The organism is Streptomyces beihaiensis (genome assembly GCF_026274175.1).
Lineage (GTDB): Bacteria > Actinomycetota > Actinomycetes > Streptomycetales > Streptomycetaceae > Streptomyces > Streptomyces beihaiensis.
This window is the reverse complement of sequence record NZ_JAPHNL010000317.1, coordinates 1-22,651: the sequence shown is the minus strand read 5'-3', so window position 1 is coordinate 22,651 and position 22,651 is coordinate 1. Positions and strand designations below refer to the sequence as shown.

At 68.1% G+C, this 22,651-nt stretch carries 14 protein-coding genes and 1 pseudogene; 5 read left to right on the top strand and 10 right to left on the bottom strand.

Annotated elements, in window-relative coordinates; translation table 11 throughout:
* Positions 1-22: 22 nt before the first annotated feature.
* From drmB to OFY01_RS28500, 4 genes are read right to left on the bottom strand one after another with little or no spacing between them, the layout of a single operon-like run.
* Positions 23-1,879, bottom strand: coding sequence for a DUF1998 domain-containing protein (gene drmB, locus OFY01_RS28515; protein ID WP_266604751.1), 1,857 nt, complete (start codon positions 1,877-1,879; stop codon positions 23-25).
* On the bottom strand, positions 1,876-5,124 hold the full coding sequence (locus OFY01_RS28510; protein ID WP_266604749.1) for a helicase-related protein: 3,249 nt from the start codon (positions 5,122-5,124) through the stop codon (positions 1,876-1,878). The genes drmB and OFY01_RS28510 overlap by 4 nt, the downstream gene beginning before the upstream one ends.
* Positions 5,124-7,016, bottom strand: a complete 1,893-nt coding sequence (locus OFY01_RS28505) for a UvrD-helicase domain-containing protein (RefSeq protein ID WP_266604747.1) — start codon at positions 7,014-7,016, stop codon at positions 5,124-5,126. Before OFY01_RS28505 ends, OFY01_RS28510 begins: the two co-directional genes overlap by 1 nt.
* On the bottom strand, positions 7,013-11,713 hold the full coding sequence (locus tag OFY01_RS28500; protein ID WP_407700446.1) for a DEAD/DEAH box helicase: 4,701 nt from the start codon (positions 11,711-11,713) through the stop codon (positions 7,013-7,015). Before OFY01_RS28500 ends, OFY01_RS28505 begins: the two co-directional genes overlap by 4 nt.
* A gap of 531 nt (positions 11,714-12,244) precedes the next feature.
* Between OFY01_RS28500 and OFY01_RS28495 the strand changes: the two genes are divergently transcribed.
* Genes OFY01_RS28495 through OFY01_RS28485 form a run of 3 tightly spaced genes read left to right on the top strand, consistent with a single transcriptional unit; the run spans position 12,245 to position 16,250 of the window.
* A complete protein-coding gene (locus tag OFY01_RS28495) occupies positions 12,245-14,383 on the top strand; it encodes a helix-turn-helix transcriptional regulator (RefSeq protein ID WP_266604746.1) in 2,139 nt (712 codons plus the stop codon).
* The gene (locus OFY01_RS28490; RefSeq protein WP_266604745.1) at positions 14,383-15,375 is read left to right on the top strand and encodes a hypothetical protein; all 993 of its coding nucleotides are present in this window, start codon (positions 14,383-14,385) and stop codon (positions 15,373-15,375) included. The genes OFY01_RS28495 and OFY01_RS28490 overlap by 1 nt, the downstream gene beginning before the upstream one ends.
* Complete coding sequence (locus OFY01_RS28485; protein WP_266604743.1) at positions 15,372-16,250, top strand: DUF6339 family protein; 879 nt, start codon at positions 15,372-15,374, stop codon at positions 16,248-16,250. Before OFY01_RS28490 ends, OFY01_RS28485 begins: the two co-directional genes overlap by 4 nt.
* Here OFY01_RS28485 and OFY01_RS28480 read toward each other — a convergent pair.
* The 5 genes from OFY01_RS28480 to OFY01_RS28460 form a co-directional block, all read right to left on the bottom strand.
* Positions 16,237-17,508, bottom strand: a complete 1,272-nt coding sequence (locus OFY01_RS28480; protein ID WP_266604741.1) for a DNA cytosine methyltransferase — start codon at positions 17,506-17,508, stop codon at positions 16,237-16,239. The two genes, OFY01_RS28485 and OFY01_RS28480, sit on opposite strands and share 14 nt — an antisense overlap.
* 40 nt (positions 17,509-17,548) lie before the next feature.
* Complete coding sequence (locus OFY01_RS28475) at positions 17,549-18,517, bottom strand: DNA cytosine methyltransferase (RefSeq protein ID WP_323135578.1); 969 nt, start codon at positions 18,515-18,517, stop codon at positions 17,549-17,551.
* Between the two features lie 20 nt (positions 18,518-18,537).
* Positions 18,538-18,969 (bottom strand): very short patch repair endonuclease, encoded by a 432-nt coding sequence (locus OFY01_RS28470; protein WP_266604738.1) that lies wholly within the window; start codon positions 18,967-18,969, stop codon positions 18,538-18,540.
* 205 nt (positions 18,970-19,174) lie between these two features.
* Positions 19,175-20,311, bottom strand: coding sequence for an SEC-C domain-containing protein (locus tag OFY01_RS28465; protein WP_266604736.1), 1,137 nt, complete (start codon positions 20,309-20,311; stop codon positions 19,175-19,177).
* Between the two features lie 126 nt (positions 20,312-20,437).
* Entirely contained in the window at positions 20,438-20,659 is a 222-nt protein-coding gene (locus tag OFY01_RS28460; protein ID WP_266604734.1) for a hypothetical protein, read from the bottom strand.
* 319 nt (positions 20,660-20,978) lie between these two features.
* Between OFY01_RS28460 and OFY01_RS28455 the strand changes: the two genes are divergently transcribed.
* The gene (locus OFY01_RS28455; RefSeq protein ID WP_407700445.1) at positions 20,979-21,734 is read left to right on the top strand and encodes a class E sortase; all 756 of its coding nucleotides are present in this window, start codon (positions 20,979-20,981) and stop codon (positions 21,732-21,734) included.
* A gap of 258 nt (positions 21,735-21,992) precedes the next feature.
* On the opposite strand, the gene OFY01_RS28450 is transcribed toward OFY01_RS28455, so the two are convergent.
* Complete coding sequence (locus OFY01_RS28450; protein WP_266604730.1) at positions 21,993-22,376, bottom strand: carboxymuconolactone decarboxylase family protein; 384 nt, start codon at positions 22,374-22,376, stop codon at positions 21,993-21,995.
* 60 nt (positions 22,377-22,436) lie between these two features.
* Here OFY01_RS28450 and OFY01_RS28445 point away from each other — a divergent pair.
* Positions 22,437-22,651 (top strand): annotated as a pseudogene (locus OFY01_RS28445) (DUF6412 domain-containing protein); the annotation flags it as partial.

The following is a 22,651-nucleotide window of genomic DNA, read 5'->3' as shown; positions in this document are numbered from 1 at the left end:
TCACGGGGCGACGGCGTGTCAATCAGCTCTGGAAGAGATCGACGAAGTAGCCGACCTCGGTATTGTCCGGGCTGCCTATGAGCAGAGCCCGGTCGAGCAGGATGTTGTTGTGTTCGCAGCTCGTCTCCGGAAGCATCACGCAGGAGTGGCAGGCCGACAGGTTGGCACCGTAGGTCCCCGACGGGCCGGACTCGATGCAGAGAGGATCGGCCGAGCACCAGCAGGCACGGCGGAGAGCCGACAAGAGGCTGTCCTTCAGCACGCTGGGCTCCCCCTGGGCGACAAGACCACCCAGACTTCCCGCTGAGTCACTGGTGGCGGTGTAGATCAGGAAACCTGCCATCGTGTCGTCCGCGTAGAGGCGTTCGCGGAGCGCGGCGGCCGGATAACCGGCGTCGAGTGACCATTCGTTGATCAGTACATGCGCGAGTGTGTGCAGCAGGACCATCCGGGGGGTTCCGGGGGAGCGGCGGGGAGTGGCGCCCTTGGGGGCGGACTTGACCAGCGCTTCGTCGTGGAGGCGGGCCATGCGGGCGACCCGCCTCTTGACTTCGGAGCCCCCGGACCAGGCGTCGAGCCGCTTCTTGTCGAGCCTCAGGAAGACACCTTCTCCGCTGACTTCCACCGCCGGAAGCCACTTCAGCCCGGCCATGGACAGAGGGGCGCCGCCCTTGTCGGGTGCTGCGTCGGGCTGGATGATGCGGGTGAAACCCTTCAGGGCACGGACTTCGCGCAGGCGCTTGACCAGCATCGGACGGCCGAGGCCGAATCGATCCAGGTGCGCTCGATGGTCCCCTTCCGGAGGCTCGCACACGAACTGCTCGCGGCGGTCCCCTTCCGGATTTCCCTCGGAGAGTTTCCGGTACTCCTGGCGCAGGAGCACACGGTAGGGGGCGTCCGGGATCTGAGCCTCATCGGACTCCGGATCGGGATCGTCCTGGGCTTCGGCGACGAGCAGCTCCATCACCCGGGCCGCGGTGATCGGCGGATTGCCATCGAACTTGCCGTTCAGGACGAGTGAGATCTCACGCTCTGTCTCGCACTCGCGCAACTGGTCCCAGATGGCGGCGAGCGGATCGGTGGAGCCGTCGCTCCAAGGAGGGATCGACAGTGCCGACTTCAGGATGGGCTGCCACACGCTTGAGGCACCACGCTGCAAGGTGCGCGGCGCGGCTGTGCATGATTCGACGGGGGCGTCTTTGAGCCAAGGACGTCGTCCCGCGCATCGGATGCTCAGGTCACGCAGTGCCTGCCGGCCGAAGGCGCCCTCCATGGACACCTCCTTGACCGTTCCGCAGGTGCAGGAGACGACGATCGACCGCAGCGAGGCCGTGCGGCCGGTCGAGCGGAGCATGAGCGTTCCGCCGCAACCGCCCGTGACACCGCCCGGACGGTTGTCCCGATGTAGCCATTTCCAGTACGGGAAGTCGTCGAGGTGGCCGTTCTCGCAGGCGATCACGAAGCGGGAGGGCACGAGATCCCTGGCGCAGTCCTGGCAGACGGCCTTGCCGGCCGGGGGATTGAATCTGCCGATCGGTTGCAGCTTTTCGCACCCGGGACAGTTGTGCATCAGCGGGAATCGCCGCACTCGCATCCCGTCCGTGCTTCGCTCGTCGGACCCCGGGGGAAGCCGGAAATGGGTCACGCGGAGAGTGCGAGCGAGTCTGTGCTCGTAGACCTTGGGTGTTTCGTCCTCCGGCCAGCTCGCGTCGGCGTCGTCGAGGCCGCTGACGATGAAGGACTCCTGTTCGAAGGCGACGAGTGAACCTACGCCGTAGGTGGTCACGGCCTGTGAGCGGCGCACCGCTCCCTTTCGGGCAAGAGCTTTGCGGGGTGCGCCGAAGGCGCCGGCGGTCCGACGCTGTCTGGGGGGTGTCATCGGGTGGCCTCCATGAAGAGTGCGGTCTCGGCGTCGACATCGCGCATGCTCCACAGCGTGGACCAAGCTGGAGCCACCTCGGAGCGGTCGTCGAAGGGGCGCAGCAACGACGGGGTCCCCTGGCCGTTGTACGGGTCGTACAGCAGGCGGCCGTGTCTGACCGCCGCTTCGCGCCACCAGGCGATGAACTCGTCGAACGCGGCCTCGGTCGCCTCTGCCTCCTTGGGGGCGACCCGTGCCACCCGGTCCAGGAACATGGGGCGCACCAGTGCTTCGACCCTGTCCAGGTGATCCACGATGTCGCCCGCTTTGTGGTTCTCGCGTAGCTCCGGAACGAGGATGCGGGTGAGGGCGACGATCACGGCATGCAGTCCTCGGTCGCGGGAGCGGGACGAGAACGGAGTCACGGACGTCGATTCGACCTGGCGGTAGAGAGCGGAATGGAAGTACTGGAAGTTCTCGTAGTGCGAACGGTCGCGGGCGCGAGTCGAGTTGAGCATGACGGCGACCATGCCTGGATGCCGACGACCGACGCGGCTGGTCGCCTGGATGTATTCGGCCGTCGTCTGCGGCTGGCCCATGACAGCCATCAGGCCGAGCCGGCCGACGTCGACGCCGACGGCGATCATGTTCGTGGCGAGAAGGACGTCCACGGCTTCCGGGTCACCGAAGCGGCGGTCCAGATTCTTCAGCTCGGCGGGGACTTCGCTGGCTCGTAGCCGACTGGTCAGTTCGGCGACGATGTCGACCTCGCGCGGCTCGATGCCGTCGCGCTTGGCGAGGAGTCTCAGGTAGTCCCTGACGTCGTCCTCGACCTGGAGCTTCGCTGCCGAGAGCAGACGGAGACTGTTGAAGTAGCCGACCAGCGTCCAGTATGTGTCTCGCACCACCGGATCGAGATCGGCCCGCATCGCCTGATGGAGCAGAGTGGCGTAGGTACGGATGAGGAGCGTCGACTGGCTGGTACCGGGCGCGAAGAGGCCGACATACTCGCGGCTCGCTTTGTCGTCGCGGCTCGCCTCGACGGCGAACCACGAGTCGCGAGCGTCCAGCCCGGCGGGGGGAAACTGCCGCACCTCGCGGTCGAAGAGGCTTCGCCCTTGATCCGCGGCGCGTCGGATGGTCGCCGTGGAAGCGATCACCTTGGGAGTGTCGCACAAGGCGTCCACCGCGGTCTCGTACAGGCCGGTGAGGGTGCCGAGCGGCCCGGAGATCAGATGCAACTCGTCCTGGACGATCAATTCGGGAGGTGGGGTGCCGTCGTTTCGGTCACGGTTGAAGAGAGCGGCCGTCTGTGCGCGCCACGGCATCGAGGCGAACTTGTCCACGGTGGCGATGACCAGGGTCGGTCGGGCCGCGTACACAGCCTCGTCGACGAGATGCACGGGAAGGCCCCCGGCGAAGTCGCAATCGCTGTCCCGGCATCGCACCCACATGCGGCGAGCGGACTCGTCGACGCAGTAATCGGTGTGATCCAGGCCGGTGCCGCACCATGGACACACCTGGAGCTGAACGGGGTTCTCTTTGTCCAACTCGCCCTTGTCGGCTACATCATCGAGACGCGTTCTCGCCCGTTCCAGGGTGTTCGGTGTCGCGGACTGCCCGACCCACATACCCAGCGAGATCTCCTCGCCGCCGAGTTCCTCGGGCATGGTCCGGCGCAGCTTCTCCATGGCACACATCAGGATGGCGGCGCGCTCGAACTGTTGGAGGGTGAGCAGGCGCAGCGTGTACCGCATCAGGACCGTGACGCCGCCGCCGTCCGCAACACGCCGCAGCCGCCGCAGAAAGGTGGTGAACGCGATCAGGCCGAGGTACGCCTCGGTCTTGCCGCCGCCTGTCGGGAACCAGAGCAGATCGGAGATCTTCCGGTCCGGGTGTTTCGGATCCTCGATGCCCGCCAGACACAGCAGAACGAACGCGATCTGGAAGGGGCGCCACTTCGCGGCATCCCGGTCGGGGCTTCCTTGCCGGCCATCCTTGATCCATTCACCGCGGGAGCGCTGGTCGGTCATGACCTGGTTGGCCAGACGGAAGGCGCGCATGACGTCAGGCTTGTCGGCCAGTACCTCGATGCCCGCGCGCAGCCGCCTGAGGGCCTCCGCGCAGGACTCGATCTGTTGGCGGGCGGCGTCCTCGTGCGGGCCGTCCGCCAGCTCTGACATCTCGGCCCGTTTGGCGGCCACCCATGCCGCATAGCCCTCGGCGAGTGCCGTGAGGTCTGCGACGATGTCCCGGTCGGAGCGGGTGGCCAGTCCGTTCATGGAGAGTGCGGCAGGCGCGATCCGCTCGATCTCCGCGTTGGAGTCGGCGAGCAGCACCTCGTGATGTGGCAGGAACTGGGTGCGGACCTCTTCCACGGCTGCCGGTTGCTTGTCGATCAGCCCGACCTGGGCGGGGCGCCAGGTCCATTCCGCCGCGCAACCGTGCCCGACCGCGAACGTCGGCGCATGACGGTGCAGCAGTCGACTCGCGTCGACCTCGGCATCGAACGAACCGCGCGACGCCTGCCGCTCGACGATCGCTCCGGCACCGCCTTCGGCGGTCACACGCAGTTCGGGCTGGAACAGGGCGTGCGCGTCGGCAAGCTGATTCTCTCCGATGCGATTTCCGTTGACGAGGGTGACAGTGACGGTCACCGTCCCGTCGACCGGGCTCGGCCTGCGGATGTGCACGTGGAGTTCCGCCCCACCGTCGCCGAGAGGCTCGCACTTGCGGCCAGGGGATGTGACATCGAACGACGGTGACTTCAGCGTCAGTTGGCGGCGCCTCCAGTTCTCACGCTGCTCGTCGGTTGTGCGCGCCGTCGCACGGCCGGCCTCGATCCGGTTGCCGTTCTCGTCCACGGGTTCGTACACGGCGGCGCGCGCGGTCACCGTGATGGAGGCGGCGATGGCGGGAGCGACAGCGAAGGTGAGCCCAGCGGAGGACGGCTTTCGGTCGCCGGCTGTGGGGGGGTCGGGTACTCCGCCGTCGTCGGGACCGCCTCCTGCGACCAACGGCGCCTCGTCCAGGCCGGCGTCGGGATCCGCCCCCGGATCGTACGGGAGGGCCGTTGCCTCGCGTTGTGGGTGCAGCACACCGACGACGTACCGGGTGATCGGGGCGTCGTCGGTGAGCACCTCCGCCAGCGCATCGGGGCCGTCCGCCTCCACAGGGCCCGACAGCTCGCGTCGCAGGGCCTCCAGCAGGCCCCTGCGAGCGGCGTAGTGGGCACCGTGATCTTCGGGCTTCTGGCTGCTCATCACTCGGTCTCCTTTTCGGCGCACGCCCACACATGACGCCCCAGTCCACCGACACGAGGGGCCAACCACACCCCACGCCCGCCGAGGCCCGCCGCCTGCGACGTGGCGGAAGGCCCTGCTGCGGAGACAACCGAGTCGATTCGGCAACCGACCACCGACTTCGGCCAGTTCGGGTTCCAGATCCGATTGATCTTCATGACCCGGTACCAGTCCTTCCTGAACTTCTCGGAAACCTCGCCGATCGCACGACCTTCGTGGACGATCTCGTACCGAGGGCTCTGGCCGTCCGCGGCGGGAAGCGGATTGATTCGCCGAAGCTCGACTGCGTCACCCGGTCTTACCTTCTCTCGCAGGTATGTCTGAACGGCAGGTGCCAGCGCGTCGCCGAACGGTGCTGTGTGATCGACGTCCCCGCCGCGCAACTCGACGCCGAATCGTTGGTAGGCCTTCCGGCCGGTCAGGTGAACACGGTCGCCGCGCTCGGCCCTGCGCAGCATCCGTACCTGTGGTGCCGTCACGTGATAGAGGTCCTCGCGGGGGCGGGTCATGGCGACGTACAGGGCGCGTGCCTCGGCCGGCATGTCGACGTCCGGATGGGCGGCTCGGAGCTCGGTGACCGTCGGGGGCGTGAGCACGATGACGCGGTCGAACTCCAAGCCCTTCGCGCGGTGGACGGTGGACACGACGACGTGGGCTCTCACGGGGTCGGCGAGGTCCTCGGGGAACCGGCCCTGCCGGACCAGCGGGGCTATGCGACCGAGGTCCAGTCCCTGACTGCCGCGTGCGGAGGCGACACTCCTCAGTACACGCCAGACCTCCGCCGGTTCGGTGCCCTCCGGCAGTGACACGGATGCGACGACGGAACGGAACCGATTCTCCGAGAGGGTGGTGGCCTCTGTCGCGCCCAGCAGGTCGACGACCCACGAGGGAACGGACCGGTCGTGAGCCGAGCGCCGCAGAGCGTGTTCCACCCGGTGCTCGTGCAGGATCTCCGACACTTTCAGCGCCTGCCGGTTGTCCCGGGTCAGGATGGCCACCCGGTCACGCGTGGCGCGCAGTGAGGCCAGGAACAGCTCGTCGTCGACGGCGGGGAAGCCGCCTTGCTCGGACAGCAGGAGCCGAAGCCGCTCGTAGATGCTCTCGGCGGCCTCCCGCCCAGCTGCTCCGGAGGGCAGGCTCCGCAACTCGTCGCCGAAGGGAAGCACCTCGCGCACGTCGGTGCTCGTAGCCCGGAAGCCGCGGGTGAGGTGGAGTTCCTCGTGGTCGTCGAACGAGGCACGCACCCAGTCGAAGAAGAGTCCTGCCTCCCGCTCACGTTGCACACGGTCCTCGATCTGGAAGCCGTACACGAACTGGGCGTCGTCACCGACGATGGTGAAGCCGAGCGACTCCCGGTGCACGTCGATCAGGGTCTCGACCATGTCTCGGCGGTCGCCGACGAGATCTTGGGCCTCGTCGACGACGATGTGCGCGGGCACGCCGGCGGCGCTGACCTCGACGGCCCCCTTCCGTACAGCCGCCGTGGCCTCGCGGATCCGGTCGTCGAAGGAGCGGCTCGACCAGTCGGTGCCGGGGTAGGCGCCGGAGAGCAGCTCGAGGGCCCAGGCGTCGAAGGTCTTGGGCCGTACCGTTCGCGCAGCACCGCCGTGCGCGCGCAGGCGTTCGGTCAACTCGCGCACCGCGGCACGCGAGAAACTCAGCACCAGAAGCTCGTCGGCGCCGACGGCCTCTTCGGGAATCGGGTGCCCGACCAGATGGTTCAGGCGGCACACCATGGTGTGGGTCTTGCCCGTGCCCGCGCCCGCGGTCACGAGGACCCGGGCATCCCAGGGACGCTCCACGACCGCACGTTGCTCATCGGTGAGCGTCAAAGGGGCGACGAGGTCGGTCACTGCTCGCTCCACAGATGTTCGAACCGGGTGAAGGCCAGTTCGGTGTCGAAGTTGGTGATGTTGTCGCGAACATCGAGGATCAGGCAGGTTTCCTCACCGCCGTTGAGGGGGCCGCGTAGCCCGCGACCGATCATCTGCAGGTACACGTTGGGGCTGTAGACAGGCCGGGCCACGACGACGGCGCGAGTGGCCGGGGCGTCGAAGCCCTGGGTGAGGACGCCGTAGTTGGTCAGTACGCGCAGCCTGCCGTCACGGAACTCGTGTACCCGGCGGCTGCGGTCGGCGGGCGTCGTGGACGCATCGACGGAGGCCGCCGTGATGCCGACATCGCGCAGTCGGGCCGCGAGCAGCTTTGCGTGGTCGACGGAGGTGGCGAAGACCAGGACGGGCCAGTGTTTCGGCATGCCGCGGATCTCCGCGACGATGCGGGCGCTGCGGTCATGGTCCTCGGCCAACCGGTGTTCGGCGGACTTCGACAGCAGACGCATGGATTCCGCCCGCTTCCGCTCGTCACGGGTGAGCACGATGGAACCTCCCTGGAGCTCGCGGTGTTCGACGTGGGCCAGGACGCCGAGCTTCTGCAGTTCCTTGTGCGGGTCCGCGCCGTCGAAGATCCCGGCGTCGAGACGGTCGGCGCCGAAGCGGTTGACCAGTCGGCGGGTCTCCTCTTCGTTGGTGCTGCGGAAGGGTGTCGCGGTCAGACCGAGCAGCGGTCGCTCAGTGCGGTGCGGGGTCAGACCGCAGAGCCCGAGGATCTCGGTGTAGCGGGGCCCCATGGCTGTGTGCGCCTCGTCGACGATCACCAGTGCCGCGTTCCGTAGCCAGCTGTACGAATCGTCGGCGAGGCAGCCAGGCATGTCCAGTTTGGCGTCTGTGGCGACGACCAGGTGCGGCATGTCGGTGACGTCACCGGCTTCGTTGGACGACCACAACCGGCTGATCGCCAGTGGTGTCGGCGCTCCGACCTTCTCCCACACGAACTTCCAACTCTGTACTGCCTGCTCACACAGTTCTTCCGTCTGACCGATCCACAGGATCGGGCCGGGGAGGGCGCCGACCTTCTTCACCCAGCGGATGACTGCCTCGGCCGCGACGCGGGTCTTGCCCGCGCCCGTCGGCAGCGACAGCATCGCTCGCCGCGGAGAGATCTGGTCGAGCATGTCGACGACGTTGGCCGCCAACCGTTCCTGGTAGTCGTGCAGGCGAGGGAAGTCGCGTGGACCGGACACCTCGATACGTGGTTCCAGAGGGCGGGCCCGGTAACCGGCGAAGGACTCGGGGAACTTGAGGTCGGACACGAACTTCACGGCCGCCGATGAGCCTCCGTAGTTCTCCGGGGCGTCGGGGTGAGCCATGCGGATCTCATGCCGATACTGGCGCAGGACTGCGTCTCCGTGGGCGTTGAACGCCATCTGCGCGATGCGGTACTCGCTCGGTTCTTCGCCACCGTTCTGGACGCGCTCACCGTCCAGCATGCCCGCCGGTAGCCCCTCGCGCAGGGTGTCGGCGCCGATCAGCAACAGCAGCTTTCGGACGATGTCCGGCTCGCCGCGGATCGCCGCGCGTCGGGCCATGGCTTCCTTGTTCTCGGCGTCTCGGCGCTGTCGTTCCAGCAGCTGCTCACAGCCCGCCCGGCCGAGACGCAGTCCGAGCAGCTCGTCCACGGCTCTCAGAGTCGCGAGCTCGTCGGCGTCCTTGGGCACCAGGACCAGGGAGTCCCTTCGTGCCTTCGTCAGAGGAGCGGCTCGCATGCCGTTGGGCGTCCGGATGATCTCCTCCAGCTCGCCGACGCGCTGCAGTTGGACGCCCTTGACGGCGCTCCGATGCCCGTACTGGCGAAGTACGGGCAGGACCTCGTCCACGGGCCGGGGTTCGTCGTCGGCGACGTATCGGGTCTCGTGGGTGATGACATCCTTGTGTCGGCTCATGCCCCACAGCGAGATCAGGGTCTCGGCCTCGTCGACAGTGGTGGTCAGCAGAGCGGGAATTTGCTCGGCGCGCAGCGCCCGGTATTCGTTCGGGTCGGCCGTGACCGCGATCTCTTCATCGGTACGGCGCCCCCACGGACCACCCACGCGACAACGGGTGAGATAGCCCTCCTCGAAGGCGTGGCCGACACTCGCGAGCAGGGCGTACGTCGAGCCGACGAACCGGTCGTCGTCCGTGGTCTCCAACTGGTCCAACAGACCGCGCCAGAAGCGGGCGGGGACCTGCTCCACGTCGGCAGGAAGCCGTAGCAGGCGGGCCTTCTCCTCGGTGATGTCGGCGACCGGCAGTACCGAGCGATAGCTGCCGAGGCTAGGACTCACCGCACCCGACAGGTCACGCACCCCTTGTGAGGTCTCTACGCGGCCGTGACGCAGGAGCATCCAGACGATCGGTGAGCGGACCGCCTTGCGTGTTCCGGGCCGTGCTCCGATCTGCATCGTCCAGGAGCTGATCAGTCCGGCTTCGGGAAGTGCGTTCAGGAAGCCGACACGCGCCTTGTCCGACATGTGCGGGAGCAGGTGCAGAGGGCCGCCCGTCGCAGCCCCGTCGAGTCGGACGCGGGAGAGAGCGGGGCGCTGCGCGGTGCCGTCCGACAGCTGCTCGCAATAGGCGGCATGCGCGGCCGCCCGGTACTCCTCGAACCAGTCCTCACCTTCTGGTCGCTGATCCAGGCAGGGGCGCTCACGGACGCCCATGGAGTCGAGAAACCTCTTGGAGTCGGCGTGGAAAGCAATGTCGACAGCGATGTGAGGGTCGCTCTGCGCCGTCACGACCGGGCCGGGCAGCATGACGTCGCGCAATGAGCGAAACATCCCGTCCACGGTGCGGACGCGCAGGGTTCGCTGTGGGTCGGTGATCCTCCGCTGAACTTCGTGGCCGACCGCGCCCACGCCAGCCTGATGGAACAGCTCCCAGAACCGTTGCCAGCGCTGGTCGTCGTAGTTGTCGAAACCTTGCTCGAGAACACTGAGGAAACGGCCGCGGACGTCGGCCTCACGAATGCCGAGCGTGTTGAGGGCGCTGGTCAGGGACGGCTCCTCGGAGAGCGTGCGATGCACATATACCAGGGACTCGCGCAGCCCGTCCTGCGAGGTGCGGCGGAACACCTCGCCGATGACAGGCGCGACGAAGCGGCCGTCCTCGGTCAGGACGATCTCGGCGGTACGCGCCTCGGCGGAGCACTCGACCCCCATGTCGATCATGTCGGCGACGATGTTGATCGCGGCCGCCGACGACTCGGCCGTGCCGTCCTGGACGAGCGCTTCCAGCCAGTCGCGCACGCGCGCCCGTCGCTTACCGGACTCGGACAGGATGTGCTCCACCTTGCCCGTGCGCAGGGGTGTGGCCTCGGCCGACGGATGCAGCCAGTCCACCGGACGACCCGGGTGGGCGTTCCAGTACCCCGTCCATCGCCGGATCGACGTGGTGTCCTTGCCCAGGTCGGGCGTGATGTTCAACCGTTCGGGCCGCCGCAGGACCCCGTCCTGGTCGGGTAGCGAGGGGAGTTCGACGGCCGCCTGCCAAATGTGCCGGGTCAGTGCCTTGTCCGCCCAACTGACGGTCTCCTTCTCGCGGCCGGGCAAGAGACGTAGGTAGGCGCCGGGATCCTCGATCGGCGAAAGGTCAGACAGGGAGGACACGACGAGTCGGGCCGCGGTCTCAAGCATCTCGGCGTTGAACGGCGAGGAGTCCAGGAGGTTCTGCCGGTCTTCGTTGGTTTTCCAGGCTCCGTTGAGAATCCCCGTCAGACCCATCTCGTACTTGGTGGGGAAGAACGACCAGAAGCGACCGCGACCCGCGGGGACGGTGAGGAGCCCGCTGTCCTTGTCCTTGGTGTACTCCGGAACGGCCCAAGCGAGATCGATGGTGGACCGGTCGTGAAGTTCACCGGCGTCCGCGCGAGCCGCGGGTGACGGCGTGTGGGTGTGCGTGAAGACCCGCCAACGGGTCGTCTCGGGACGCCGTCCGGTTCGCTCGTCACGGATGACATGAAGGTTCTCGTCGCTCTCGATCCGCAGGACACGGTTGATCGGTGGACTGACTCGCCTGTCCTCCAGCAGGACACGGGACACATGAGGCGAGAAGAGCTGGAAGCCGAGGGGGAATTCTTCCCGACCTCCGATCTTGCCGCCGCCGAACATGTCCAGTCCGAGTCGCTTCGCGGCTCCTGGCAGCAACGGCAGTCGCACGACGGTCGTCGCCCACCGCAACAGCTCGTCGAGAATGGGGTCGGCTGCCCGTTCCGCTTGCTCGTCCAGGGGGCGAGCCATGCGAAGCACAGGAGTCTCGAATTCCTCGCCGAGCTTCTCGACGACCCCGGGTACTTCACGGATCAAGGTCGACGCCCACTTGCGGTCGAAGCCGAAGGATCCGGTGCGGCTGAAGAACTGCGGGGCGTCGGTGACGACCAACACGGACTTCACGCCGACGCCGAAACGGCCGATCTGCCCGCCTCTCTTTCGGGAGACGCTCATGCGGAGAATGGTCTCCGCGCCGTCCGGTGTGACCGCGGTCCCCTCGTTCGCGCAGTAGAGATGAGCCTGAGTGAGCACCACTTGTGTGATACCGCCCGGCTCGTCGGCGATCTCGTCAGCCGCGTTCTGCACGAGCTCGAAGAGCTGGCGGTCGCCGTATCCGCCCCTCGTGATGCGGCGCTCGCCGTTGGCGTGTTCCGGTATGAGGCCCGGGTCGGCCTCATAGGTCCTCAAGACGCGAGCGGACTGCTCGGCAATGGTGGACAGAACACGGGAACCGAGGTCGGGAGACAAGCTACGACCTGCCCTTTACAAGAGGAGGAACAGGGGGCTCGGGAGGAACAGGGGGCTCTTTCTGGTTCTGTTTCATGAGAATCGAGTTTTGGGCGCGCGAACCCATATCCCTGGAAGTGGGCACACTTCTGCCCCATGCGTGGTTGCTGATGTGACACAGCGGCAGACCGCTGACGCTAGACCTGGTCCTCTGAAGTACACAAGGCGGGAAGCGAAAATGCTCCGCTTCTGGTAGGAGAGCGGCCCGTTGTTCCGAAGCGGCGGGGATGAGGCAGTGGCGAAGTCGAACGATTCGGGCAAAGCGAACCTCCCTGAGGGTGGCGGACGGCCGGATGGTCGTCAAACGAAATTTGACGCCCTGTCCACTGTCAATGACGACGCGGTACTGTGGTTCAGTTCCCGCGGTGCGCGTCCGTCTTCGAAGGCCCGCCCCGGAGTCGGTGTCACGAACTTCTAGAGCATGGGGTGGACGTGGAGGCAGGTGAGGACTTCGGTCCCTGGCTGGCCCGGCAGTTGAAGTTGGCCGGTATGACCCAGACCGAGCTGGCCAACAAGATCGAGGTGACACGCGCGGCGGTCTCGGCCTGGATCACAGGTCGGGCCACTCCGCGTGTCGAGACCATCGGACGTATCGCCATCGCACTCGGAACCGATACCGTGACCGTCCACACCCGGACCACGGACACCCAGTCGGGCCTACCCGTCACCTGGTATCACCGCCCCCAACACGAAGACGCCGGGCGTGAGTTGGGAAATGCCGCCGCCTTCGCCTTCGACCCGGACGTCGAGGTGCTGGCCCGCGAGACCTGCCAGAACAGCCTTGACGAACGCCTGTCGGCGAGCGAGCGCCCGGTGCGCGTCCGCTATACGTTGCACGAGCTGACCGGCGAACACATGCACCGCTTCCTCGACGCGATGCATTGGGACAAGTTGCTGCCGCACTACGAGGCTGTGGCGGACCAGGCGCAGAAGGTCGGCCGAGTGGTTGCCGCGGGGCTGCGCGACATGCGGGAGCGACAGCGTCTCGTGTTGCTGCGCGTGGACGACTACAACGCGGCGGGTCTCACGGGCGACGACTACGCCGACGGCCGGTTCGCCGCGGTCGTACGTCGTCAACTCGACAGTCACAAACAGGCGGGTGCCGGCCTCGGCGGTTCCTACGGACTGGGCAAGGCCACTATCTGGGGCACCAGTCGACTGGGCCTCGTCCTGATCAATTCAACGCTCTCCGAGCCCCACGAGGGACGCACCGACAACCGCGTCGTCGGCCGCCTCGATCTTCCATGGCGGCAGGTCGGTGACCAGGTACTCGCAGGTCCGGCCTGGTTCGGCCGCCCCGACCCGGCCTCGCCCCGTGGCGAAGTCACCCGGTCCTGGTGGGCCGAGGCCGACGAGATCGAGCGGCTCCATCTCGCCCGGGACAGCGACGAACCGGGCACCTCGTTCTTGATCGTCGGGGCGTACGACATGGCCTCCTTCGACAAACGGACTTCGGACGAGGTCAGCGACGAGGACGAGGGGGCCTCCGTGTTGGCCATGCGGGACCGTCTGCTCAAGGCGCTGGGGCGCAACTTCTGGGCCGCGATGACCGGTGGGGGCGGGCTGGCCCCCATGCTGCGGGCGTCGGTCCGGGTGCTCCGCGACGGTACCGAGATCGCCCCGGAGGAACAGGTCGACCCGGAGCGAGAACAGCCCTCCCGCACGCGAGCCGTTCGAGCGTTTCTCGACGGAACCACCGTCGACCGGCGTACGCACGCCGATGACGTGGCCATGAAGCTCGTCACCATGAACGTGCCGTTGGAGGGCGGGGCCAAAGGCGGTGTACCGCACGACGCAGTGCTGCTGGTGACTCGTGCCGACGACGATGACGACCGGCACAACTGCCTTGTCGCCATGCGTGGCAACCGCATGGTCGTCCGAGACAGGCGCGTGCCCGCGCTCCCCGGCAACGTACGCCCCTTCCAAGCCGTGCTCCTTCTCGGGCTGGCAGCCGGACCGGACGCGCGCGGCGCGGAGGCCGCCGAGCACTTCCTGCGCGCCGCTGAACCGCCGGAGCACAACAAGTGGCGGCAGACCGAGGAGTTGGCCGCCCGCTATTCGTACTCGGCCCACAGGCGGATCTCCACACTCGTCCGTGACGCCAACGCCGCTGTGAAGGACCTGGTCGTCGTACCCAGGGCCGAACGGCCCGCAGGGGGCGAGCGGCTGAAGAAGGCGATGGTGAGACGCGCCAAGCCCCCGGCGCGCTCTCAGTCCAGGCGTGGTGCTCCCACCGCGCCGATCCTGGACACCGTGGAGGCGAAGCCGATCGACTCGGGCGCCTGGGAGGTGTACGGGGAGATCAAGCCGGGCTCCGTACCGGAGGCCGTGTTCGCCGCACCGACCGCCCGGTTCGCCGTGCGTTCCGGAAGCGCGCCCGTCGTGTCCTGGCAGAGCGTCGAGGCGATCGAGGGATGCACCTGGTCCGACGACGACCGCTCGCTGACCTTCGAGCCGGGCGCTCGGCGGGCCACCTTCCGGGCCGTCACCGACCCGACCACCCACCCCGTTCGCGCGAGCAGCAGCGGCCTCGTCGTCGAACTCCGCACCGGTGAGAAGGAGCAGCACTGATGGCGAGAGTCATCCGCCCGTACCCCACGCTCAAGGGCACGGTCGCGCTGCGCGTTCAGGCTGCGAGCGTGAAGGGTCCCGACGGCGACTGGGAACATCTCGATGTCGCCGCGTCCGCCGATCGGACCACTGCCCTCGGCTCCGCCGACACCCTCGGCTGGACCACAGCCCGGCTGCGTGTCTCGGTGACCGTTCCGGCCAAGGCGACCGCCGCGGGGGAACCGTGGAGCGACGTGAACGTACTCGCGATCCTCACCGAAGGAGCCACCAACCTTCGCGCCACCGTTCTGTTGCGTCCCACGGACGACGGGACCGAGTGGATCGGTGACCTGGACGTGCTGCGGGCCGACGTCTTCCATCGGGCCAATCTCACGGTGCAGATGGTCGGCACCGTGGGCGGTGTTCCCGGGCGCGTGTTGGCCGAACCGACCGAGGACTGGGTGATCGACGTTCGCGCGGCCCGGCCGGAGCACGGGCAGACGTTCACGGTCCGGGAGACGGCGTTCTCCCGATCGTCGCTGTGGCTGCGGAACATGCCCGATCTGCCCTGGTCGATCAATGCCGCTGGCAGCCGGCCCGAAGTCCGGCTCAATACGGACATGGAAAGGCTCACGGAGCTGCTCGACGCCCAGGGCGACGGCCCGGCGGGAATCGTCGGCAGCCTGTTGCTCGCGCAGCTCGGCGAGGCCATGTGGACCGCCACCTTCCATGCCGCTCTCGGCGACCTGGAGTCCGACGAGGAAGACGGCAGTCCACTGTTCCCCGCCGACTGGCGCGGAGAGGCGTTGAGGGACATGTTGCGAACTGTCCTGCCCGATCTCACTCCCGGCGAGGCGCTGCGCGAGGTGCACCGGCGCCGTACAGGTGACCACGGCTGGGGAGAACTCCAGTCCCGGATCCAGGCCGCCGCTCAGGAACGAGCGGGGTTGGCCAAAGCCGTCCGAGAGGCTGTCCGGGCGTTGGAGAAACTTGAGCGTGAGGAGTCCGAGTGACTTTCGAAAAGCCTTCCTACATCCCGGAGTTCATCGGCCTGCTCGACGCGGAGACGGCGACGGAGCAGCTCACCGAAGGGCTGCTGACGGGTGTGGAGAAGCCGCGCTCGTTGGCTCTCGACGAACTCGTACAGCCGCTTCCGCACGAGGAACGGTTCCGGGCCCGGCCCGTGCGAGCCCTCCTCGACCGGGTCATGCATCTGTGCCGCAACGAGAAGCCGACCGCGGCTGACGAATGGCTCGCGCCACGACTGCACGCGACGTTGCGTCTGACCCGCGCCGAGGCCGCGGACCCCGAACTCTGGTCCTGCCTGGCGCTGCTCGTGGCCCCCGACTATGTCGTGTGGCGCCATGGCCGATCGGGCAAGGTCGACGCTGTCCGGTTCCAAGGCCCGCACTACAAGCAGGCGTTCGCGCGCCTGTGGTGGGCCGCCGAAATGTTCCGTGACGGGGACGACTACCGCCCCGCTGCCCGTATCTGCAGGAACCAGGACATGCTCAACACGGCTCTGCGGCTGGACGTCGTCGACCACAGGCCGGTCGCCCAGGCTGTCGCCGTTCTGTTGGAGCGGGGGGTCGTCACGACGGGGCGTGAGGTGAACGCGCTGTGCACCGTCGTGAACGCCGCCGCCATGACCCTCGCCTACGATGTGATCGCCCCTGACATCGAGCGTGACCAGGTGGCTGTCGCCGACTGGATCCGGTACGAGGCGGTTCTCCCCGGCGATCTGGTCCTTCCGACCGGGCCGGCCGAGTCGCGCGCCCCTCAGGAGTCTGTCGACACTCTCACCGAACTCTTCGCCGATCTCTTCAAGGACGCCCCCGTGCGTGATCGTGAACAGGTCGACGAGCCTGAGGAGGTCACTTCTCGTTGACCTCTTCCTGCGAGGGGCAGTGCTCGGTGCACGCGCGGGCGTTCCCGCACCCCCGTTCGCGGAGCTCGGCGGCGCGCTCCTCACTCGCGGGCTCCCACTTGAGCGCGGCTCCGACGGGGTCCTCCGGCAGCGGAATACCCAGCGCGGCGCTCAGCACGTGCATGGCGAAGACGGGCGGGACCGCGTTGCCGACCTGCTGGGACTGGTCGTTGCCGGCCCACGGGTAGTTTCCGGGGAACGTCTGGAACGCCCCGGCCTCGGGGATGGTGAACCGCCGGTGGTCCTCGTCGTCGACCAGGACGACGTTCCGCGAGACCTTCCCGGTGACGGTGAACGCGGGAAAGTGGCTGGAGCGTCGTCCGCGCTTCTTCGGGTCGCCGCCGGATCCGTAGTTGGAGACCACGACGAAGTTCTCCGGCAGAGCACTCGTCCCTTCCGGGTAGGTCAGGAAGGGGCCGGCGGCTTTGAGTGCCTTGTGCATGGACCGCCACGGAAGCGGTCCGGAGTCGGTGTGAGGGTCGAACAGCGTCTGCTCCTGGATCGGGGCCCCGGCGGCCCTCTCGTACGGAGCCCGGGGGTCGAAGCTGCGGAACGTGCCCTTCGGAAGCTTCAGTTCACCTGCGAAGTCCGCGTTCTTACGACGTGCGACGAAGATGGCCCGCTGCCTGGTCTGTGGAACGCCGTAGCGTTCCGTGCGCAATACGTGTGGCTCGGGGCACTCATAGGCGAGGTCACCGGGCAGGCTCCGAAGGATCTCCTTGTATTCGTGCCACACGGGAAGCGCGGTCGGTACCTGTTCCAGGATGATCGCGTCATACGGCTTCCCGTGGACGGCATTCCTCTTCAGGAGCCAACGCAGCGGTTCCAACACCAGGGCCGCACGGGGATCGAGCTTCTCCAATTCCTTGTCGATCTCAGGGCTCTCGTGATCGTCGACCAAGTCCTCCATGAGCTTCATAAGCTTTTTGAGGTCCTCGATCTGGTCTCGTCCGCGACCTTTTCCCGCAACTGAGAACGACTGGCACGGCGGCCCGCCCGCCAGCACGTTGTAATCCTCGGGAATTTTCGCGAACTGTTCCGTTCGAACTTTCGAGACGTTTCCGTGAATTGTGTCGAGTCCGGCTCGGTAGCGCGTCAGGCACGCATTTCTGTCCCACTCGATTCCCATGCTCGGAATTCCGAGAAAATGTGCCGCGACGTCCAGTCCGCCGGGGCCGGCGAACAGGTCGAGGATTTTGATGTTCCGTGGTTCAGGCACAGTGGATTCCGTTGCTCCTTGGGTGGTACGCGATGGGAGTCTAGCCGGCGGACGGGCGTGGTGTGCGTCGCAGAGCGGATTCGATGGCCCGGCCGAGGGCGCCGGCGAGCGGTGGCGGGCACGCCTGCGCGATCAGTCCGTAGCGCTTCGTCTTGCCTCCGGTGAACCGCCATTCGGCAGGGAAGCCCTGAACCAGTGCCGCCTGCTCGACGGTGACCGGCACCAGGCCCGCCGGCCCCAGATCCGGATCCCATACGAAGTCCGGCCCGGGGGGCACGTCGCCGTACGACTTCGTGTAGACCCCCATCCGCTGCCACCGTCGTTGTGAGCCGCGCGGCCCGAAGTCGGCACCGCCGCGGTTGGTGGATCCGCCTACCAGGGTGGGCGCGACAGTGTCGGCGTGTGCCGCCCAACGCCTGGCGCCGGGCCAGCCGCGGGAGGCCATGGACTCCAGAAGAGCCTCGCCGACCGTGAGCGGCTCGCGCACGGTCGCTTCCGGCATCCGGAACCGGTCCGCGGACTCCTCGCGCAAGGCGACGAGCAGTCCGACCCTGCGGTCCTGGGGCACAGCGAAGTCCATCGCGTTCAGCACGTCCCAGTACAGGCGGTACCCGAGGTGTTCCAGTTCGGCGTGCGCCAACTCGCGTACCGATGCGAGTTCCTCCGACTCCACCATGGCGGGAACGTTCTCGATCACCAGCGCTCTTGGGCGCACGGCCGGGGCGAGATACATGGCGGCCCGGAACATCTCCACTGCCTCGTCGTCCGAGGAGCGCTGGACGGTCGCCGCCGAACGGAACCGCGGTACTCCCGCGAGCAGGACGTCGACGTCGTACACCTCACTGTTCTCCGCCGGGTCGAAGTCCCGCAGATCCGCCATATCGATCGGCCAGTCCGGTCGATTGAGCCGAAGGATCTCGCAGGCCACGGGATCGTTGTCGAGCAGCAGGCGGGGGCTTAGTCCGGCTTGTTCCATTCCGAGTGCCAACCCCCCGGCCCCGCTGCACACATCGACGAACGTCAGCTCCCTCAATTCCCTCTCCGTTTTCTTGCCTCGCGCCGGTGCTTGACCGCGGCCAGTACGACAGCCGCCACCTCATCGGGAGCCTCGTGCTCCCAGAACCGCAACACCGTCCACCCCTGCGCGACCAGATGCTCGGTGGTCTCCTGGTCACGCGCCATGTTCCGGTCCAGCTTCTTGCGCCACCACTCCGCGTTGGCCTTCGGGTGCGTGGCGTGTTCCGGGCACCCGTGCCAGAAGCACCCGTCGATGAGGACCGCCACCTTGACGCCGGTGAAGGCCACGTCGATCCGTCGCCTGGCCATCCCGGGTACGGGGTACTCCACGCGGTAGCGCAACCCCGCAGCGTGCAGCAGACGTCGCACAGCCAGCTCGGCGGCGGTGTCCTTGCTGGCCTGGCGGGACATCCGGGCAGAGACGCCGGCGGAGGAGGGCTTCATGTCGTCCAATGCCGTCGACCCTCAGCAGCGTGCGTCGTCGCGGTCGATCACGATTGCATCCTGCCGGCCGATGTCGCCGGCAAGGAAACTCGTCAGCGTGCGGGCTGGTGCCACCGGGGGCCGCGGCGCCCCGAGATGCCGTGGTCGCAGCGCGGTGCGGGCGTGGTGTCCGCGCCGAAGGCGCCCGGCCGGCCGCCGGCCCACCTCAGGCTGACCCGCTGCCGTGGCACCCCCCGTACACGTGCCCCGACCCGCACCAGCACTCCGCGTCCGGGCTCGGCGGCCACGCCACAGCCCGCCCCCGTGCCGCCAAGGTCGTCGCGTACTGCGGCAGCAGCGACGCGTCGCCCGGCGACGACGCTTCCGAGGCCGCGAAGGCTTCGTAGGAGGGGACCGTGCCGGTCACGATGCCGAGGTTGGCCGTGCCCGAAGCCGCCAGTTCGCGCAGGGCGTCCTCCACCGCGGTCAAGTGGGCCTCGTACGACGGGTATTCCGAGGTCAGCTCGGGGTACGCCGTGAGGAGTTCCGCGTACTCGGACGACGGCCAGTGCAGCACGGCCACCGGGAACGGGCGGGAGAGCGCCTCCCGGTACGAGCCCAACTCCGCGCGCAGGCGGGAGATTTCGGCGCGGAGTTCCGCCGGGTTGTTCGAGCCGAGGGACCAGAGGCGTTTCGGGTCGTGGAGTTCGTCCAGCGGGACCGAGGTGCGGTTGGCGCGGTCGGCCAGAGCGTCCCACGCGTCGTGGGGCGTGTTCAGCATGCGGCGTACGCGGTGGCGGCCCAGGAGGAGCGGGTGGGTCGGGGCGGGCGGGAGGGCCGGCCCCGGGCCGGTCGCGGTGCCCGCGTCGGCGTCGGAGTCCGGTGCCGGGCCGCGGTCCGACTCCGGGATCAGGAGCTCCAGCGCCGCCGTGAACGTCTCGTGGGCCTCGTCCAGCTCGTCGTGTGTCTCCAGCGCCTCCGCGATGATCACCCAGGGGGCCGGGTCCCGCGGTGCCGTCATACGGATACCCGTGATGATCGCCCTGGCCTCCGCGTCATGGCCGTACTCCCACAGGTTGGCCGCCTTCAGGGCGCGGATCAGGGTCGGATTGTGGACCGCGGGGGAGGAGAGGAGGTTGTCGTAGTGCGTGGTGGCCCTCTCGCGGGCGTCGGCCAGTTCGTAGTGGGCCGCGGCCTGGAGGAGCAGGTGTTCGGCGTCTTCCGGGTACATCGCCGCCGTGCGCTCCAGGCGCTCGGCTTCCGTGACGTGCTGGGCGGCGTCCGTCGCGGGCGTGGCGGACGTGGCGGCGGTGGCGTTCTCGTCGTCGTTCTCGGCGGGCGTGGCAGACGTGTCGGGGCGCATGGGGGACACCGTACTGCGGTGGGGCCGCGCGGCGGAGGGGCCCTGCCGGGCCGACCTGCGGGTGCCGTGCCGTGCCGTGGCGTGCCTTGGTGGGGTGGTGCCGTGGTGGTGCCGTGCAGTGCCCGTTCAGCCGACCGTGCTGTTCCAGCGGTACGGGCCGCCACCCTGCCAGTCGATCAGTTCCGGATCGTCGACGGCCGTGTCCTTCGTGGGCAGCCCCGCCTCGTGGAGGAACTCCAGCACGTCGAAGAGGCTGTAGGCGACACCCACGCGCTCGCCGTTGACCGTCACCCGCCGTCCACCGTCCGGTGACGGAGGGAGCACGATCACAGGAGCGCGCCCGTCCATGGTTCAAGGATGCGTCGGGCGGCACCGTGCGGTCCAGTCCGGTCCTGCCCTGATGCTGGTCAGTTGCGCTCGCCGGGCCTATCTTGCGCGCGTGCTGCTGCGGCGGAGGACCGGTCCGGTGAGGGCGAGGGCGAGGGCGAGGGCGAGGGGAAGCATGCCTCGCGTTGTCACGCATGGGCGTACGCGTGCGCATGGGCGTAGGCGCGCGCATGGGCGTACGCGTACGGGTGGGTACGGTCGCGGGCGGCTTCTGCGGCGTGGGCTCTGGGCCTGCGCCGAAGCCGCCGTCACGCTCGGGGTCGTCGTACTGCTGCTCGTCGTGCATCAGCTGTGGTGGACCAACCGGCAGGCCAAGGCCGAGGCCGGGCACAAGGTGCAGGCCCTTGAACGGCAGTGGGGGCGGTCGGGGGCGTCCCGGTCCGGCGATGGCTCCGGTTTCGGTTCTGGTTCCGGCTCCGGTCGTGGTTCCGGTTCCGGTTCTGGTTTGGGTTCGGGTTCCAGTTCTGGTTCCAGCTCCGGTTCCGTGTCCTCGGCAGGCGCTTCCGGTGCGCCCTCCTCCGATGCCTCCTCGCGTCCCTCCGTCGCCGGCCGCACCGCGCACGCCCCCGCCGCCGCGCCCCGTTACGACCGGGCCTACGCCGTCATCGCCATTCCCCGGCTCGGCCTGCGCGCGCCCATCGCCGAAGGGGTCAGCAAGGCCCATGTACTGAACCACGGATACGTAGGGCACTATCCGGGCACCGCGCAGCCCGGCCAGGCCGGGAACTTCGCTCTCGCGGGGCATCGGAACACGCACGGGGAGCCGTTCCGGTACATCAACCGGCTGCGACGCGGGGACACCGTCACCGTCGAGACCAAGAAGGCCGTGTACACGTACGTGGTCGACAAGCGGCTCGCCCAGACGTCCGCGTCCGACGGAGACGTCATCGATCCGGTGCCGCACAGCCGCGTCGTGCCGGGCGCCGGGTACCGGACTCCCGGGTACTACATCACCCTCACCACCTGTACCCCTGAGTTCACGTCCCGGTACCGGCTCGTCGTGTGGGGGAAGCTCAGTTCCATGCGGCCGCGATGAGGGGCGGTCCTGCGGAGGGCGGTCCTGCGGAGGGCGGTCCTGCGGGGCACGGTGTCCGGGGTGCGCCACCTGCTTGAGGTGCTCCGCCTGCTCGTCGTAGTCGGCCAGGACCGCGCGCAGGTCGGCCAGTACCTCCGGCGGGATGTCGGGAGGAGCGGACTCGGCTACGTACCGGGCGGCGGCCACGAGCGCCGCATACTCGTACACGTGTGCGGTCGCGCGCACCACGCCAGGCCGGGCCCACTCCAGTCGCATGGCTCACACCTCAGCCTTCGACTCCAGATGTTCCTTGATCAGCTGCACCTCGCGGGCGAAGGTGTCGTAGTCCTCGCGCATGCCGTTGAGGTACGTACTCCAGCCCACGGTGTACTTCGCGAAGTGCACAGCCTCCTGGATCTCCTCGTCCGTGGCGCCGAACAGCTTGGCGGCCTCGGTGTGGAAGAGCGTGCAGTAGCGGCACTTCGTCTCGGCGTGGATGCCGATCCCGATGAGTTCCTTGCTCCGTGCGTTCCGGATGGGCCGGACGGGCCGGACGGGCCGGATGTGACGCGGAGGCGTCGCGCGTCGCGGGCTCTGCGGGCGGGTGTGCCTCAGGCTGTATAACTGATGAGAGCACCAAGCGCATGAGGGGAGGAGGAGCACACCATGTCGCCGTCGCCGTCGCGGTCCCGGAATCGGAATCGGAATCGGAATCGGACGAGTGTGAACGCCTGGTCCGGCGCCTGGTCCACGACCCTGCGGCCGGTGGCCCTGCTGCTGTTCCTGCTCCTCCAGACCGTGCTCGTCGACACCGGCAGCCTCGCCGGGGCCGTCGCGCTCGCCGCGACCGCCGCCGCCGGCTCCGCCCTCGCCCTGTGCTCCCTGCTCGCCGCGCGCAGCGCGCCCGCCGTGCCGCCCACCCGGGTCCGTACGGCCAT